The 16,342-nt window shown below is 45.2% G+C and carries 15 protein-coding genes and 1 pseudogene; 3 read left to right on the top strand and 13 right to left on the bottom strand.

Annotated features, from left to right (window positions below):
* Positions 1-3 precede the first annotated feature (3 nt).
* Positions 4-1,527 carry a DHA2 family efflux MFS transporter permease subunit gene (locus PR767_RS16325; RefSeq protein ID WP_109912362.1) on the top strand — a complete coding sequence of 508 codons (1,524 nt, stop codon included), beginning with the start codon at positions 4-6 and terminating at the stop codon, positions 1,525-1,527.
* Between the two features lie 33 nt (positions 1,528-1,560).
* Here PR767_RS16325 and paaY read toward each other — a convergent pair whose 3' ends face one another.
* The 13 genes from paaY to paaA form a co-directional block, all read right to left on the bottom strand.
* Complete coding sequence (gene paaY / locus PR767_RS16320; RefSeq protein WP_004266156.1) at positions 1,561-2,154, bottom strand: phenylacetic acid degradation protein PaaY; 594 nt, start codon at positions 2,152-2,154, stop codon at positions 1,561-1,563.
* Positions 2,155-2,175: 21 nt separating this feature from the next.
* Positions 2,176-3,114 (bottom strand): phenylacetic acid degradation operon negative regulatory protein PaaX, encoded by a 939-nt coding sequence (gene paaX, locus PR767_RS16315; protein ID WP_109912363.1) that lies wholly within the window; start codon positions 3,112-3,114, stop codon positions 2,176-2,178.
* Positions 3,115-3,264: 150 nt separating this feature from the next.
* On the bottom strand, positions 3,265-4,575 hold the full coding sequence (gene paaK / locus PR767_RS16310; protein ID WP_109912365.1) for a phenylacetate--CoA ligase PaaK: 1,311 nt from the start codon (positions 4,573-4,575) through the stop codon (positions 3,265-3,267).
* A gap of 118 nt (positions 4,576-4,693) precedes the next feature.
* On the bottom strand, positions 4,694-5,896 hold the full coding sequence (gene pcaF, locus PR767_RS16305) for a 3-oxoadipyl-CoA thiolase (RefSeq protein ID WP_272520612.1): 1,203 nt from the start codon (positions 5,894-5,896) through the stop codon (positions 4,694-4,696).
* Entirely contained in the window at positions 5,893-6,333 is a 441-nt protein-coding gene (gene paaI / locus PR767_RS16300; RefSeq protein WP_004266152.1) for a hydroxyphenylacetyl-CoA thioesterase PaaI, read from the bottom strand. The genes pcaF and paaI overlap by 4 nt, the downstream gene beginning before the upstream one ends.
* On the bottom strand, positions 6,330-7,880 hold the full coding sequence (locus tag PR767_RS16295; protein WP_272520611.1) for a 3-hydroxyacyl-CoA dehydrogenase: 1,551 nt from the start codon (positions 7,878-7,880) through the stop codon (positions 6,330-6,332). Before PR767_RS16295 ends, paaI begins: the two co-directional genes overlap by 4 nt.
* A 2-nt stretch (positions 7,881-7,882) precedes the next feature.
* Positions 7,883-8,677 carry a 2-(1,2-epoxy-1,2-dihydrophenyl)acetyl-CoA isomerase PaaG gene (paaG, locus tag PR767_RS16290; protein ID WP_110731478.1) on the bottom strand — a complete coding sequence of 265 codons (795 nt, stop codon included), beginning with the start codon at positions 8,675-8,677 and terminating at the stop codon, positions 7,883-7,885.
* 2 nt (positions 8,678-8,679) lie between these two features.
* Positions 8,680-9,453 (bottom strand): 2,3-dehydroadipyl-CoA hydratase PaaF, encoded by a 774-nt coding sequence (gene paaF / locus PR767_RS16285; RefSeq protein ID WP_004266149.1) that lies wholly within the window; start codon positions 9,451-9,453, stop codon positions 8,680-8,682.
* An 8-nt stretch (positions 9,454-9,461) separates the two neighbouring features.
* Positions 9,462-10,520: a 1,2-phenylacetyl-CoA epoxidase subunit PaaE gene (paaE, locus tag PR767_RS16280; protein WP_272520610.1), complete on the bottom strand. Its 1,059-nt coding sequence runs from the start codon at positions 10,518-10,520 to the stop codon at positions 9,462-9,464.
* A 10-nt stretch (positions 10,521-10,530) separates the two neighbouring features.
* Positions 10,531-11,040: a 1,2-phenylacetyl-CoA epoxidase subunit PaaD gene (gene paaD / locus PR767_RS16275; RefSeq protein WP_272520609.1), complete on the bottom strand. Its 510-nt coding sequence runs from the start codon at positions 11,038-11,040 to the stop codon at positions 10,531-10,533.
* 4 nt (positions 11,041-11,044) lie between these two features.
* Positions 11,045-11,803: a 1,2-phenylacetyl-CoA epoxidase subunit PaaC gene (gene paaC / locus PR767_RS16270; RefSeq protein WP_209102353.1), complete on the bottom strand. Its 759-nt coding sequence runs from the start codon at positions 11,801-11,803 to the stop codon at positions 11,045-11,047.
* Between the two features lie 10 nt (positions 11,804-11,813).
* Positions 11,814-12,101, bottom strand: coding sequence for a 1,2-phenylacetyl-CoA epoxidase subunit PaaB (gene paaB / locus PR767_RS16265; protein ID WP_004262911.1), 288 nt, complete (start codon positions 12,099-12,101; stop codon positions 11,814-11,816).
* Between the two features lie 31 nt (positions 12,102-12,132).
* On the bottom strand, positions 12,133-13,071 hold the full coding sequence (gene paaA / locus PR767_RS16260; RefSeq protein WP_004266144.1) for a 1,2-phenylacetyl-CoA epoxidase subunit PaaA: 939 nt from the start codon (positions 13,069-13,071) through the stop codon (positions 12,133-12,135).
* A gap of 322 nt (positions 13,072-13,393) precedes the next feature.
* On the opposite strand from paaA, the gene paaZ reads away from it, so the two are divergent.
* Together paaZ and PR767_RS16250 are read left to right on the top strand one after the other, a co-directional pair.
* The gene (gene paaZ, locus PR767_RS16255) at positions 13,394-15,457 is read left to right on the top strand and encodes a phenylacetic acid degradation bifunctional protein PaaZ (RefSeq protein ID WP_196718862.1); all 2,064 of its coding nucleotides are present in this window, start codon (positions 13,394-13,396) and stop codon (positions 15,455-15,457) included.
* An 89-nt stretch (positions 15,458-15,546) separates the two neighbouring features.
* A pseudogene (locus PR767_RS16250) lies at positions 15,547-16,317 on the top strand (class I SAM-dependent methyltransferase); the annotation flags it as partial.
* Between the last annotated feature and the right edge of the window lie 25 nt (positions 16,318-16,342).

Genomic DNA, 16,342 nt, shown 5'->3' with positions numbered 1-16,342 from the left:
GTTGTGGCAGATATTCAACCACTTAAGGGTGCAAAACTGGTATGGGCAACCATTGCGTTGTCCCTTGCGACCTTCATGCAGGTGCTTGATTCCACGATTGCTAACGTGGCTATCCCGACGATTGCAGGTGACCTTGGGGTTTCTATGTCTCAAGGGACATGGGTAATTACCTCGTTTGGCGTATCGAATGCAATTTCTATCGCTATTTCAGGTTACTTGGCGAAGCGCTTTGGTGAAATTCGTGTTTTCTTATGGGCAACGGCGCTTTTCACCTTATTTTCATTACTTTGTGGCTTTTCCGATAGCCTTGGTATGCTAATTTTATACCGCGTATTGCAAGGTGCCGTTGCAGGGCCGGTGATCCCACTTTCTCAAAGCCTTATCATGCGCTGCTATCCGCCAAAAATGCAAAATATGGCGTTAGCATTTTGGTCTATGACCATTATTTTAGCCCCTGTATTCGGTCCTATTTTTGGTGGTTATATTAGTGATAATTTCCATTGGGGCTGGATATTCTTTATGAATGTGCCTTTGGGAATTTTTGTCATTATAGTTGGCTCTATTATCTTCAAAGGGATGGAGTCGAAGGTCGTGAAAGTGCCATTCAATGTGATTGGCTTGGCGCTGCTTTCTGTGGGAGTGGGTTGCTTACAAGTTTTGCTCGACAAAGGTAAGGAACTGGGATGGTTGGCATCTAATGAAATTGTCATCTTAGCCGTTGTTTCAGCTATTGCGTTGGTATTCCTCGTTATTTGGGAACTCACAGATAAAAACCCAATTGTCGAATTATCGTTATTTAAATCGCGCAATTTTACCATCGGAACGATTTCTGTCAGTTTAGCGTATATGGCCTATTTCGGCGCTATTGTCTTGTTGCCGCAACTTTTACAGGAAGTTTATGGCTATACGGCAACATGGGCTGGGCTCGCATTGGCGCCTATAGGCTTATTGCCTGTGTTGTTTTCGGCTCCAGTAGCAAAATTATCCGATTTTCTTGATATCCGCTGGATAGTGACCTTTAGCTTTGTATTTTATGCGATTTGTTTCTTCTGGCGTGCATATACTTTTGAACCGAGCATGGGCTTTTCTGCTGTTGTTTGGCCGCAATTGGTGCAAGGAATGGCAGTAGCTTGCTTCTTTATGCCACTGACCACATTAACCCTTTCAGGTTTACCGCCTGAAAAACTCGCTTCGGCATCGAGTTTGGCTAACTTTTTCCGTACCTTAGCGGGTTCAATAGGGACTTCTATTACCACAACGCTGTGGAGTGATAGAGAAGCCGTTCACCATAGTCAATTAACGGAATTTATTACCGATTATAACCCTGAATCCTTAGGGATGTATAAAGAAATGGCAGCCCATGGATTGAGTACCGAACAGACTTCTGGTTTTATTGCTCAGCAAATTACGAGCCAAGGATTAATTATTGCTGCAAATGAAATTTTCTGGTTATGCGGTTGGGTATTTATTGCGCTGATTATTACTGTTTGGTTTGCTAAACCGCCATTTGGTAGCAAAGCGAAATAATGGATGGGGCTAAGTATTTTAGCCCCATCTAGCTTATAGCTGGGATTTAGGAATAACATTCTCAAAACTCAAGACAGGCCGGTTCGTTTCGACTTCTTTGAGGGGCTCGACTTCTTTAAAGGTGTTTAAGCAGCGCGTGACTAAGTCTTGATAATCTTTGGTTCCGCTGGTTTTCCATGCAATTTCCTTTTCTGATAAGGTGCGAAGGACTTTTGCAGGTGTACCCACGATAAGACTATTATCGGCGAAAATTGCCTCGGCTTTGATGAAGGCACAAGCACCGACGATAGAGTTCTCGCCAATAACGGCCCCGTCCATAATCACACTGTTCATTCCGACTAAGGCATTACGCTTGATATGGCAACCATGCAAAATCGCCCCATGGCCGATGTGCCCATCTTCTTCCACGATGGTTTCATACTGAGGAAAACCATGCATCACACAGTTATCTTGCACATTGGCGCCATCTTTAATGATTAAGCGACCAAAGTCCCCACGTAAGCTGGCGTTTGGGCCAATGTAAACATTTTTGCCAATAATAACATCACCAATCACCACAGCAGTAGGGTGCACAAAACTTTCAGGACTGACGACGGGCGTAATACCATCGATTTGATAAAAGGGCATACAGGCTCCTGTAATGTGTATTTAGGCGGCTATATCTCTGAGCACTCCACCAAAGCGGCGATAATAAGCGCTGGATGGTTGAGGAAGCTCTCCGACAGTGGTTTCGCACTGTTCAGAAACATATTGGGTTGCCGCTTGATCAATGCGTTGATAAATGTTGGTACAAAGATGGCGTGCAATATGGCCTTCCCATTGTGCAGGAAGGAGTTCATCTGGTAATAACGGGTCTTTAAGCGTGACACGGCGGTAGAAATGGATCAGCAGTAAACGTAGCTGAAAGCAGTGTTCAGGGGAAATCTGTGTGTCAGTATTTTCTTTAAGGAGTAATGCAAGTGGCCTAAATAAGGAAATAAACTGATGATAATGTTCTGAAATATCTTGCAAAGACCAAGCATGAGAAACCAGTTCTTTGAGATTTTTTTCTGAGCGGCTATAGGGGTAATCCGCGTGAAAATAGATGGCATTTTCAGTGGCATTGAGTTCATTGAGTAGTGTCGGTACATCACTTTGGGCACAACTGGGTGCTGCCATGAGTGACGTATTAAATTGCCCGAAACCGAGCCAACTCAGTTCCTTTTTTAATCTGATCTTTTCGTCTTTATCCGCCGTTTCAAGGAGGAGTAAATCCCATTTTCCATCCCAATCAGGCTGCCCGGCTAGATAAATTTTATTTTCTGCACGGCGAAAGCGACTTTGCCCGCGCTCAGAAATACGGTAATAGCTGCGACGGCCAATTTTTTCGACATCAAGCCAACCTTCTTTTTGTAAGCGAAAAACGGAAGTTCGGACAAAGCGGTCAGTAAAGCCCATGGGTTCTAACAGCTTAGTCAAGCTTCCTAACCACACTTCACCACCACGATGATGCAAAGCATCACCATAGAGTGAGCTAATTAGAGACGTCCCACTAATGGGTTGGCTTGCTATTGCATGTTGTATGAATTGGTTAAGTTTATTTTCCATTTATATTTTATCTATAAAATTTATGTATCAGAAGGCTTACTAAATAGTAGACATAAATTTAAAGGTTGTCTTCCATTACCTGTTTTAACACTTTCTCAGAGATTAAGGCATATCAGAGTAGTTCATTCCAATATGCCTTAATAATTTGAATTAAATCGCAATTCTAGTATCAATTACCCGTTCAGCTTTGCCTTGAGAGCGTGGAATATCACCGCAATTTACAATACTAATACGGGTGCTAATACCTACCATCGATTTGATTCGATGCTTTAAATGGTGGCAGATATTACAGCGTTCATCATAAGTGAGCTGTTCAGGGTGTTTGAGCTCAACACGAACAGATAAGTTGTCCATATTGCCTTGGCGACCAATTTCTAATTGGTAATGAGGGGAAAGCTCCTTAAATTGCATGATTTGTTCTTCAATTTGAGAAGGAAACACATTCACGCCACGAATGATCATCATGTCATCGGAACGTCCGGTAATTTTACCAATTCGACGCATGTTACGATTGACCCCCTGCATCAGGTGGGTAAGGTCACGTGTTCGGTAACGAATAACAGGCATGGCTTCTTTTGTCAGGGTAGTAAACACTAACTCACCATGCTCACCCGCCCCTAATGGTTTTAAGGTATTGGGGGAAATAATTTCTGGATAAAAATGGTCTTCCCAGATAGTGGGGCCACTCTCTCCTGAGTCTGCGCACTCCATAGCAACGCCAGGCCCCATCACTTCAGATAAACCGTAAATGTCTAATGCTTTGATACCAAGACGGGTTTCAATTTCTGTTCTGAGGGATTCAGTCCAAGGTTCAGCACCAAAGACACCTAATCTAAGTGAGCACTTACTAGCATCTCCCCCCATGATTTTTTCAAGCTCATCAATAATACTCAAGCAGTAAGAGGGCGTTACCATTATCACATCGGGTTTGAAATCAGCGATCAGTTGTGCTTGTTTTTCAGTTTGCCCACCTGACATAGGAATGACTGCGGCTCCTAGGCGTTCTGCACCATAGTGAGCGCCTAGCCCTCCGGTGAATAAACCATAGCCGTAAGCAACGTGGACTTTATCGCCTCGGACAGTGCCAGCAGAACGTAAACTACGCGCAATCAGGTCAGCCCAGTTATCGATATCTCGCTGGGTGTAACCGACCACAGTTGGGCGCCCAGTCGTTCCTGAAGAGGCATGAATACGGATGATTTGGTCCATTGGCACAGCAAAGGTGCTAAATGGGTAGTTTTCACGTAAATCCTGTTTGGTCGTGTAAGGAAATTTTTCGATATCGCTGAGTTGTTTGAAATCGTCAGGGTGAACCCCTGCATCATCGAATTTCTTGCGATACATCGGGACATTTTCATAGGCGTGAGTGAGTGTCCACTTCATTCGAGAGTACTGTAAAGACTCGATCTCATCTCGCGATGCAAATTCAATTGGGTCGATGCTATCTTGTATATTGCTCATAATTGCCTGTCCTCATAATTATTATGGTTACCAGTTCACGCTAATGCATGACGTTTCTGGTATTTGCCTGAGCAGGTGTCGGGTTTTCAGGCTGTTTTTATTTGTATTAAGACGTTGTTCAGACTCGTTCAATAATCATTGCTATCCCTTGGCCAACACCGATACACATGGTGCATAATGCATAACGACCTTGTTTGCGGTGTAGTTCATTGATAGCGGCAATAACAAGCCTTGCTCCACTCATTCCAAGTGGATGACCTAGCGAAATTGCCCCTCCGTTTGGGTTAACGTGTGAGGCATCATCAGGTAAACCAAGCCCCCTTAAAACGGCGAGTGCTTGCGCGGCAAAGGCTTCGTTTAGTTCAATAACATCCATTTGTTCGATGGTGAGCCCTGCCATTTTTAATACTTTTTGCGAGGCAGGGAGTGGACCGATCCCCATCAATCTTGGCTCAACGCCACAAGTGGCTGTAGCGATGATACGAGCCCGCGGTGTTAACCCTTGTTGTTTGGCGATAGTGTCGGATGCGATAATCAGTGCGGCGGCTCCGTCATTAACACCGGAAGCATTACCAGCCGTTACAGTCCCGTTATCGCGAAATGGGGTTTTTAGTTTTTGTAATTGTTCAAATGTTGTTTCGGCTCTTGGATGCTCGTCTTCACTGACGACGTATTCATTTTTACGTTGTTTAACCGTTACAGGGATGATTTCTTGCGCAAAAATACCGTTAACTTTGGCTGTTTCAGTGCGTTGTTGGCTACGTAATGCAAAAGCATCTTGGTCTTCACGGCTAATTTGGTAAGTTTCTGCCACATTTTCCGCAGTTTCTGGCATCGAATCTGTGGAAAACTGTTGTTCCATCAACGGGTTGATAAAGCGCCAGCCAATAGTGGTATCAAATACTTGCGCTTGACGAGAGAATGCAGATTCTGGTTTACCCATCACAAACGGCGCTCGGCTCATGGATTCGACGCCTCCGGCAATCATGAGCCCAGACTCACCAGCTTTGATACTTCTTGCCGCTAATGCTATAGCGTCTAGCCCAGAACCACATAGGCGGTTAATGGTGGTACCAGAAACAGAAACAGGTAGCCCAGATAACAGCCCCGCCATACGTGCTACATTACGGTTGTCTTCTCCTGCTTGATTTGCGCAACCTAAAATGATGTCGTCAGTTAATGACCAATCAAGTTGCGGGTACCTTTCCATTAAGGCTTTTAATGGAACAGTGGCAAGGTCATCAGGGCGTAATGATGATAAAGCACCACCGTAGCGGCCAATGGGAGTGCGGACACCATCACAAATAAACGCATCTATCATGATTGTTCTCCTGTTAAACGATGGCCTAACCGATGAGAACGACCGTGGAACAGCGCAAGCGTTTTACCATCTTGGTTAGTTATCTCGACTTCATATAAACCGTTACGTTTACCTTGGTGTTTCATCGTGGCGGTCGCGGTAAGCAGGTCACCTTCAAAACCGGGACGAATAAAATCAATGGAGCACATGGAAGCAACGGCAGCATGCCCTTGGCTATTACAGGCGTAGGCAAACGCGGTGTCGGCAAGGCTAAATAATTGCCCTCCGTGGCAGGTTTTATGGCCATTAAGCATCTGTGCTGTGATCGGCATTTTCAATTGCGCAAAACCTTCCTCGACTTTTTCAATGGACATACCCATCGCTTTTGCGCATGCATCATCACGGTACATAATGTGAGCTGATTGCTGAGCCAGCGTAATGTTTGGCAATGAAATCATGGTAGCTCCTTGAAAGTTAAAGATTGATAACCTGCGGCTAATTGCCTTAAAAGTGGGTTTGGCCGATAACGACTGTCTCCATAAAACTGAGTCAAATTTTCAAGTACTGACAGCACACGTTGCCAGCCTAGCTGCCTACCCCAAGCGAGTGGGCCTTTAGGGTAATTCACGCCAAAACACATGGCATTATCGGTATCTAATGCCGTTGCAATTCCTTTATTGACGATATCTAACGCTTCATTGCATAGCATCGCGACTGTCCTCATGCTTAACAGCGCTGGGTAGTCTGGTAATACAATTACGTGTTTACCTAATGATTGAAAAAACGCGATAGCTTGCTGGTTTTGTTGCGCATTATTTTGCGATGCACAGCTTAACGTGATGGTTGTTGCGGTAAGGTAATTTACCGATAAGTCAAAATGCACGACGGCTTGTTTTTGTGTTTGCGCATGTGACGATGCCAATTCACCATTTGTTAACATAATAATAACGCCATTAACAATAAGTGTCGGGGATTGATCAGAATGTTGTGTTAATCCTTCGAGAGAGATCCCATTTTCAGTTAAAAGCCGCGCGAACTCAGGAAATATCTGCCAGTTGCCATGCGCTTTTATATTTTGGGGCTGCTCAAGGTGAATTTTTTCTGCAATTGAAGGTAAAGGTTGAGGTTTATTATCATCATAATGATAAAACCCTTGCTTCGATTTACGGCCTAAATGGCCTGCTTGGACTAATTCCAATTGCATTAATGAGGTTTGAAAGCGTGGGTCATAACCGAAGGCCTGAAATACTGATTCAGTTACCGCATAGTTTACATCATGGCCAATTAAATCAGTTAGTTGTAGTGGGCCCATGGCAAAACCCCCAGCGTCACGTATTGCGCTGTCTAATGTGGCAGGAGACGCAATTTGTTCTTCAAGGGCACGCATTGTTTCGGCGTAGAAAGGCCGAGCCACTCGGTTGACAATAAAACCGGGGGTGGAACGGCAAATTACGGGGATTTTTCCAAATGATAAAGTCAGGGCTTTTAACTGTTCAATGACGGTGTTAGATGTTTCTAGCCCTCGAACGATTTCAACTAATTTCATCACGGGGGCGGGGTTAAAAAAGTGCAGGCCTGCAAGACGCTCGGGGTGTGTTAGCTGCCGCCCAATGGCGGTAATCGATAATGAAGATGTATTACTGGCAAATAGCGTATTTTTGCTGCAAATCGCTTCTAATTCACTAAAAATTGCCTGTTTTATTTCCAGCTTTTCAGCAACGGCTTCAATGACTAATTGTGCATCCGACAGTGCCGAGAGGCTTTTTACCACTGCGATTTTTGCGATAATCGCCTCCGTGACCTCTAGTTTTGCTTTCCCTTGCTCAACACGTTTGCGTAAACGTTGGGTCATCGTTGATAAACTACGGCTTAACACATCTTGGTTCACATCAAACAGTAAGACGGATAACCCCGCTGTTGCTGCCACTTGTGCAATGCCAATCCCCATGGTTCCAGCGCCAATTACCGCGATGGTGTTGATAGTATGATTCAAAGGTAATGTCATGGTTAGCATCCTTTGAACTGGGGTTCACGTTTATTTAAAAAAGCATTGACCCCTTCGCGATAATCCTCACTTCGACCGCCAAGGCGTTGTAAGTCACGCTCAAGGTTGAGTTGCTCATCGAGAGTATTGGTTGCCGCGGCATAAATGGCCTTTTTGATAAGCCCTAAACCATAAGTCGGTTGGGTTGCAAGGTGTTGTGCGAGCTGTTGAGTGGTATTAATGAGTTCTTCATTTTCAGTGACCTGCCAAATCATTCCCCACTGTAATGCTTGCTCCGCACTTATTTTATCGCCTAATAATGCCATCCCCATTGCCCGTGCATGGCCTGCTAATTGAGGTAAAAACCAGCTTCCTCCTGAGTCAGGAACCAAGCCAAGGCGGCAAAAAGATTGAATAAAACTGGCATTTTTTGCGGCAATGACAATATCGCCTGCGAGTGCAATGGCGGCGCCTGCACCTGCGGCCACACCATTGACCGCGCAAATAATCGGTTTCGGTAATGCGGTTAGGCGGCGGATCAAGGGGTTATAGTAAGTTTCAACGGAGAATCCGAGATCAGGAGCGTCACTGCCCACGCTCACATTGCGATCATTTAGATCTTGTCCGGCACAAAATCCACGGCCTGCACCGGTGATCACTAAACAGCGTACGGTTTCATCGCGTTCCGCTATTTTGATAGCCTCACTGAGTTGGCGATGCATCTCATCATTAAAGCTATTCAGCCTATCAGGGCGGTTGAGAGTGATGGTGAGAACCCCATTTTCTAACGTAGTGAGGATCATTGCTTCATTATTCATGATTATTGTCCTGTAAATTGAGGTTTTCGTTTTTCGAAGAATGCCTCGATCCCTTCACGTCGATCGTTGGTACCCGCTAAAGTCACAAAATATTGGCGCTCAAGCTGTAACCCCTCGGTAAGATGGTTTTCTTGAGAATGCACCAGTGATGCTTTTGCGGCTTGTACGGCTAAAGGCGCATGCATTGCGATGCGCTCTGCCAGCTTTTGGGCGCGTTCTAGCACCAATTCATCCACACAAATTTCACTGATTAACCCTGCTTGCAACGCATGTTTAGCACTGATTGGTTCACCCGTTAGTACCATTTGCATGGCGAGGGATTTGCCCACGGCACGAATTAAACGCTGCGTCCCCCCGGCTCCGGGCATTAAACCCAGAGTAATTTCGGGTAAACCGAAACGAGCTGATTCACCAGCAATAATGATGTCGCTGGCGAGTAATAATTCAAAACCTGCACCCAGTGCATAACCATTCGCAGCACTAATAATGGGTTTTGATATCGCGGATAACCTGCGCCAAACTTGGGGGCGTTTATCGGTGATCGTATTAGCAACAGTTTGTTGCTGTAGTTCTTTAAGATCGGCTCCTGCAGCGAAAAAACGCGGATTTCCGGTGATCACGATCGCACCAATCTCATCATTGATTTGTGCTTGCTCGAGGTGCTGAACCAGCAATTCTAAACAGGCGGTGCTCAGGGCATTACGTACTTCTGGGCGGTTTAACGTCAGAGTCAAAACCCGGTTATGTTGTTGTGATAAAATCCAATGGTTTTCCATTACAGTTCCTACACGTCAAAGTCTAAAACAACACCATCGCCTTTTGGCCACGCTTGGCAACTAAGAATGTACCCAGCCGCGATTTGGTCGGGCTCAAGGCTGTAATTAACCCCCATTTCCACTTCACCAGAGCGCAATTTACATTTGCAGGTTGCGCAAACGCCGCCTTTACAGGCATAGGGTAAATCCGCGCCTTGGCGCAGTGCGGCATCCAAAATACTGTCGTCTTGGCTATCCATGGCGATGTCCATGGTTCTACCATCGAGGTGAATACTGACTTTGCGTCTTTCGCTAGTCATGGCGGTTACGGGCTTGAATTTAGTGCCTGAAGTATTGAAGCGCTCGGTGTGAACATATTCTTTAGGCATGCCATAAGCGACTAAAGTGTCGTGAACCTCATCCATCATGCTGTCGGGCCCACAAATAAATGCTCGGTCAAATTGCTTAAAATTCAATAAGGTGTTATTTAAGGCTCTGAGTTGTTGTTGGTTAATTCTACCGCTGAGTAGCTCGCTATCTTGCTGTTCTTGGCTGAACAGGTAGAGAACTTGGAAGCGTGTTGCAAAACGATTTTTTAGGTCTGAAATGCTCTCTTTAAACATCACTGAGCGGCTATTTCGATTACCATAAATCAGTACAAAACTGCTTTTTGGCTCAGTTTGTAATGTGGCTTTAATGATGGAGAGCAATGGCGTGATCCCAGAGCCAGCAGCGACGGCAAGGTAATGTGCATGGGTATCTGCTGCGGGTTGGTAACCAAATTGTCCCTGTGGAACCATCACATCAAGGCTATCGCCAACTCGTAACTCTTGGTTGATGAAATTAGAGAAACGCCCTTCGTAAATCGCTTTCACCCCAATTTTTAGCGTGTTTTCATCCGGTGAGCTGCAAATGGAATAACAGCGGCGTAGGTTTTCGCCATTGATAGAGGCTTTTAATGTCAGGTGTTGCCCTGGGCGGTAATGATATTGCTCTCGTAATGCATCTGGTACGTTAAAAGTAATGGCGACAGCTTCAGGGGTGTCACGCTCAATGGCAGCAATACTTAAACGATGAAATACAGTCATATGGGTGCCCCTAAATACATTTAAAGTAATCAAACGGTTCTAAGCATTCAGTGCATCGATACAATGCCTTACATGCAGTGGAACCAAATTCACTAATTTTTTCGGTCTGTTCGCTGTCACAACGTGGGCAACGAACCGCGCCTTTGTGTTTTGGGTGCTCGCAGGACGTACCTTGCGGAGGTGCGATACCAAATTCACGCAAGCGTCTTTTCGCATCTTGGTTCATCCAATCCGTTGTCCAGGCGGGTGTTAACAGAATTTCGATGTCGATATTTGGAAAACCGGCATTACCGAGAACAGTTTTGATTTCATTGATTAAAAATTCAGTTGCTGGGCAACCTGAATAGGTAGGTGTAAAAATAACTTTCCAGCCCTGAGCTGCCGGCAGCACGTTGCGGATCATGCCAAGATCAGTAATAGAGAGTGCGGGTAGTTCAGGATCGGGTATTTGGTGGAGCTGCTGCCAGATCTGGTGAATCTGGGGCGATTGAAGCTCGCGATGTTGCAGTCTCTGTTCCATAACATCACCACTGGCAGTTCGGATAAGCACGTTGCACAAACTGCAATTGCGTTAATAACAAGCCCAAGTGCTCAGTATGGCTGCCTTGCTTGCCGCCTAAGCGATACGCTTTTTTCTCTGGCACAGTGAGGGTCGCTTCTGTGAATGTTTCGTTAATGGTGTTTAACCATGCGGCTTGTAAAGAACGTGGGTCAACAGCGATGCCTAATTCGCTAAGTGCGATTTCAATGTCATCAGCATGGAAAAGTTCGCCAGTAAAACGCCATAACTCATTGACTGAACGTTGGATTCGTTGATGGCTTTCTTCACTGCCATCCCCTAAACGGACCATCCAGCCACGGCTAAAACGCAAGTGATAAACGGCTTCTTTGAGGGACTTCTCAGCAATGGCAGACAGTTGTTCATCACGGCTATGAATTAGCGCTTCATATAATGGAACATGATATGCATCCATAAAAAATTGGCGCACTAAAGTGTCATCAAAGCCATTGTTGGGTTGTTCAACCAATAATAAATTGCTGAACTCTCGTTCATCGCGCAAGAAGGCAAGGGTGTCTTCATCGCATTCAGGCCCTTTTAATTGCGCGGCATAGTTTAAAAAGTTACGCGCTTGCCCTAGCAAATCTAAGCCGATATTGGATAACGCAAGGTCAATTTCGAGCTCAGGGGCATGGCCGCACCATTCGCACAGGCGCTGCGCTAAAATTAAGGGGGTATCGCCAAGTCGTAATGTGTAATCGTGGAGCTGTTGTTGTTGGTTCATGGCAAGCTCCTTACATATTCTTGATACCATCAGGGATGGTATAGAAGGTTGGGTGACGATAGACCTTGGTATCCGCAGGGTCGAAGAACGTACTTTTATCTTCAGGCTGTGAGGCAATTAAATGTGCGGCCTTCACCACCCAAATTGAGCAGCCTTCACTGCGCCTTGTATACGCATCGCGGGCATTTTCCAGCGCCATTTGGTCATCAGCAGCATGTAAACTGCCAACATGGCGATGCGCAAGCCCTTGCTTACTACGGACAAAAACTTCATATAAAGGCCAATCTTGATTGCTCATGGTGTTTTCCTTTTTGTAAAATGGTCAGTGATTAAGCCGCTGTTTTAACGGATTTTTGCTTGCGACTATGTGCCATTGCACCTTCACGTACCCATGCGCCGTCTTCCCACCCTTTGCGCTTTGCACTAAGGCGTTCGTGATTACAAATGCCATTGCCTTTAATCACCTGATAAAACTCTTCCCAGTCGATTTCGCCAAAACGGTAATGGCCAAGGTCTTCATCCCAAACCAGATCAGGGTCAGGGATCGTCATACCTAACGCTTCCACTTGCGGAACGGTGTTATCAACAAATTTTTGCCGCAGCTCATCATTACTGAAGCGCTTAATTTTCCAAGCCATGCTTTGAGCGCTGTGCGGGGAGTCCGAATCATTTGGACCGAACATCGTGAGAACGGGCCACCAAAAGCGGTTTATCGCATCTTGCAGCATGGCTTTTTGCTCATCGGAGCCTTGTGCAAGCGCCATCACGGCTTCATAACCCTGGCGTTGGTGAAAACTTTCTTCTTTACAGATTTTCACCATCGCTCTGGCATAGGGACCATATGAGGCACGGCACAGTGCTACTTGGTTCACAATTGCCGCACCATCGACAAGCCATCCAACCACGCCTACATCAGCCCAACTTAATGTCGGGTAGTTAAAAATGGAGGAATATTTCATTTTTTCATCAAGTAACTTTTGGTAGATATCTTGACGAGAGCAACCGAGAGTTTCGGCTGCGCTATACAGGTATAAACCATGGCCTGCTTCATCTTGAATTTTGGCCAGTAAAATTGCTTTACGACGCAATGTCGGTGCTCGTGTAAGCCAATTCGCTTCTGGTAGCATGCCGACGACTTCTGAATGGGCATGTTGACCAATTTGGCGGATAAGGTTTTGCCGATACGCATCGGGCATCCAATCCTTGGGCTCGATGGAAATATCGGCTTCGATTTTGGCTTCGAAGTTAGCCTGATTTTGCTCGCTCATTGATTTTTCCATTAAATGATTCGCTAATGTTTATTTATATGAAAATAATGAATCATATATATTTAACATTAATGCTAGGAAGTGTTAACAAAAAGATCAATGTTTATTAACCTTGTTTTGCGAGTGGCTTCACAATCAATAAAGTAAATTACAATAAAAACAATTAATTAAAATTATTGTTTTTTGTGTGGTTTTAATGGAAATAGGCATTTCATATAAAATTGTTCTTAATTTGTTAAATTTAAATTAGCTTCTATGCTTATTTTTATGATACATATTTGTTATCTAATTTGAATTGGTGTTTTTATTTCTGGAGAGGAATATGCAGCATTTAACAAGTTACATTATGGGCAAATGGGTACAAGGTGAGGGCGAAGGGCGAAAAATTCACCATGCGCTAACGAATGAAACTTTATATACAGTGACGACAGAAGGGTTGCCGCTAGCAGAAAGCTTGCAGTATGGTCGCCAAGTAGGAGGCGAAATATTGTCGGCGATGACATTCCAGCAACGTGGGCAGATGCTCAAGGCACTCGCAAAATACCTACTGGAACATAAAGCCCAGTTATATGCGATTTCGGCACAAACTGGTGCAACTAAAGCGGATAGCTGGGTGGATATCGAAGGGGGAATTGCCACACTATTTTCTTATTCGGGGCTCGCTAACCGTGAGCTACCGGATGACACTATTTGGCCAGAAGATGAAATGATCCCGTTATCAAAGCAAGGGCAATTTATTGGCCATCATATTTTAACATCTCGCCGTGGCGTTGCCCTGCACATTAATGCATTTAACTTCCCTTGTTGGGGAATGTTAGAAAAATTGGCACCCACATGGCTTGCTGGCATGCCTGCTATTATCAAACCCGCAACCGCCTCAGCACAGTTAACACAGGCGATGGTGAAGCTAATGGTTGATAGCGGTTTAGTGCCTGATGGCGCAATACAACTGGTTTGCGGTGGTGTTGGCGATATGTTTGAACACCTTGATTTTGAAGATGTTGTGACTTTTACGGGGTCGGCGAGTACAGGGCAAAAGCTGAAATCGCATCCACGTATCACGGCTAAATCAGTCCCTTTCACGATGGAAGCGGACTCATTAAACTGTGCAATTTTAGGTGATGACGTCCAGCCAGATCAGCCTGAATTTGCTTTATTTATTAAAGAAGTCACTCGAGAAATGACCGCGAAAGCGGGCCAAAAATGTACAGCGATCCGTCGTATTATCGTGCCGAAGAAACAGCTCGAAAATGTGAAGCAGGCATTATTGAAACGCTTATCCGCTACAACAGTGGGTGACCCTGCAATTGAAGGGGTCAGAATGGGGGCATTGATTAACTTAGAGCAGCGCCAAGATGTACAAGAGAAAGTGAATTATTTACGTGATCATGGCTGTGATGTCCTATGTGGTGGGCAATTTGAAAAGTTGGAAGTTATTGGGGGAGATAGCCAACATGGAGCGTTCTATCCGCCAACGCTGTTGTATTGTGCAGAGCCTTTTAAATCTACAGCGGTACACGAAATTGAAGCTTTTGGTCCCGTCGCCACATTAATGAGCTATGACGATATCGAACAAGCGGTGCAGTTAGCGATTTTAGGTGGAGGAAGCCTTGCGGGGACGTTAGTCACTGCTGACGCACAAGTCGCACAAGCGGTCATTCGTGCCAGTGCGCGGGCACATGGGCGAATGTTGATTTTAAATGAAGCATCAGCCGCGGAGTCCACAGGCCATGGTTCACCGCTTCCGTTACTGGTACACGGCGGTCCAGGCCGAGCAGGTGGTGGCGAAGAGCTCGGCGGGTTGAGAGCAGTCAAACACTATATGCAGCGTACGGCTATTCAAGGTAGCCCTTCTATGCTAACGGCAATTACTAAGCAATGGATCCGCGGTGCAGATACCATCGCTGATGTGGTTCATCCATTCCGCAAACATTTTGAAGACTTAGCAATTGGCGACACGTTACTGACCGCAAGGCGTACCGTTACAGAAGCAGATATTGCTAATTTTGCCTGTCTCAGCGGTGATAATTTTTATGTTCACGTTGATAAAATTGGTGCGGCACAGTCGTTATTTGGTGAACGAATTGCGCACGGCTATTTTGTCGTTTCAGCCGCAGCGGGGCTATTTGTTGATGCAGGGGTTGGGCCCGTGATCGCCAATTATGGTATGGAAAGTTTGCGTTTTATTGAACCTGTGAAAATCGGTGACACCATACAAGTTCGCCTAACGTGCAAGAAAAAGATCAAAAAAACGCAAAAACTCGCTGAAGATAAGCCAAATGGCGTTGTTGAATGGGACGTGCAAGTGTTTAATCAGGATGACACCGTTGTGGCGTTGTACAGTATTTTAACGCTGGTGGAGCGTCGTGTTGGTGATTTTCATTAATCATTATACGGAGTGAATTAATTATTGAGCTAATAGGTGCTTTTTCAATCATTTTCTGTTGTGATGAGTGACCAGCAACAGAATGTAGGGAAACAAAGATGAAAACGCACCACCAAGCGGTTTATCAACAATTTGACCAGCAAGCCAATTCGTATTTAACCAGCCAAGTTCATGCACAAGGTGAAGACCTACTTGTTTTGCAACAATTGCTACAAGGTTGTCAGGATGAAGACGTGCTTGACCTTGGCTGTGGTGCAGGGCATGTCAGCTTTCATGCAGCACCGTTAGTGAAGTCAGTGACGGCTTATGATTTGTCCGACTCAATGCTCAATGTTGTGGCTAACAATGCACAAGAACGTGAATTAAATAATATCACCACCTGCAAAGGTACCGCGGAGTTTCTACCGTTTGGTGAGCACTGTTTTGACCGAGTGATTAGCCGTTACTCAGCACACCATTGGCACGATGTGGAACAAGCGCTACGTGAGGTGCGCCGAGTGCTCAAACCGGGTGGAAAAGGCATTTTTATTGATGTGGTATCACCGGGACATCCATTATTGGATATTTACTTACAAACGGTCGAAGTGCTTCGGGATACCTCACATATTCGTGATTATTCTGCTGGAGAATGGTCTGGTATGTTTAATAGTGCGGGGCTATTTGTTCGTCGGGTGCAAAGTTTCCGTTTAGCATTGGAATTTACCAGTTGGGTTGAACGGATGCGGACACCACAGCCATTCGTCGAGGCTATCCGCCACTACCAAGGAACATTAAGTGATGAGGTAAAAAGCCACTTTGCAGTACAAGCCGATGGCTCATTTACCTCAGATGTGATGTTGTTTGAATTTCAGTGCCAATAACTATTTATTGCGCTAAAAATTGTTG

Source organism: Providencia sp. PROV223, from assembly GCF_028479245.1.
GTDB classification, from domain to species: domain Bacteria; phylum Pseudomonadota; class Gammaproteobacteria; order Enterobacterales; family Enterobacteriaceae; genus Providencia; species Providencia rettgeri.
Note: the sequence above shows the minus strand (reverse complement) of the source record. Positions and strands in the feature narration are given on the sequence as shown.

Coding starts and splice junctions, on each gene's coding strand:
- paaA (WP_004266144.1), bottom strand. CDS start 13,071: ATGAGCGAGCAAAATCAGGCTAACTTCGAAGCCAAAATCGAAGCCGAT.
- paaD (WP_272520609.1), bottom strand. CDS start 11,040: ATGGAACAGAGACTGCAACATCGCGAGCTTCAATCGCCCCAGATTCAC.
- paaB (WP_004262911.1), bottom strand. CDS start 12,101: ATGAGCAATCAAGATTGGCCTTTATATGAAGTTTTTGTCCGTAGTAAG.
- PR767_RS16295 (WP_272520611.1), bottom strand. CDS start 7,880: ATGACATTACCTTTGAATCATACTATCAACACCATCGCGGTAATTGGC.
- paaF (WP_004266149.1), bottom strand. CDS start 9,453: ATGGAAAACCATTGGATTTTATCACAACAACATAACCGGGTTTTGACT.
- paaZ (WP_196718862.1), top strand. CDS start 13,394: ATGCAGCATTTAACAAGTTACATTATGGGCAAATGGGTACAAGGTGAG.
- paaX (WP_109912363.1), bottom strand. CDS start 3,114: ATGGAAAATAAACTTAACCAATTCATACAACATGCAATAGCAAGCCAA.
- paaI (WP_004266152.1), bottom strand. CDS start 6,333: ATGATTTCATTGCCAAACATTACGCTGGCTCAGCAATCAGCTCACATT.
- paaC (WP_209102353.1), bottom strand. CDS start 11,803: ATGAACCAACAACAACAGCTCCACGATTACACATTACGACTTGGCGAT.
- pcaF (WP_272520612.1), bottom strand. CDS start 5,896: ATGATAGATGCGTTTATTTGTGATGGTGTCCGCACTCCCATTGGCCGC.
- paaE (WP_272520610.1), bottom strand. CDS start 10,520: ATGACTGTATTTCATCGTTTAAGTATTGCTGCCATTGAGCGTGACACC.
- paaG (WP_110731478.1), bottom strand. CDS start 8,677: ATGAATAATGAAGCAATGATCCTCACTACGTTAGAAAATGGGGTTCTC.
- paaK (WP_109912365.1), bottom strand. CDS start 4,575: ATGAGCAATATACAAGATAGCATCGACCCAATTGAATTTGCATCGCGA.
- paaY (WP_004266156.1), bottom strand. CDS start 2,154: ATGCCCTTTTATCAAATCGATGGTATTACGCCCGTCGTCAGTCCTGAA.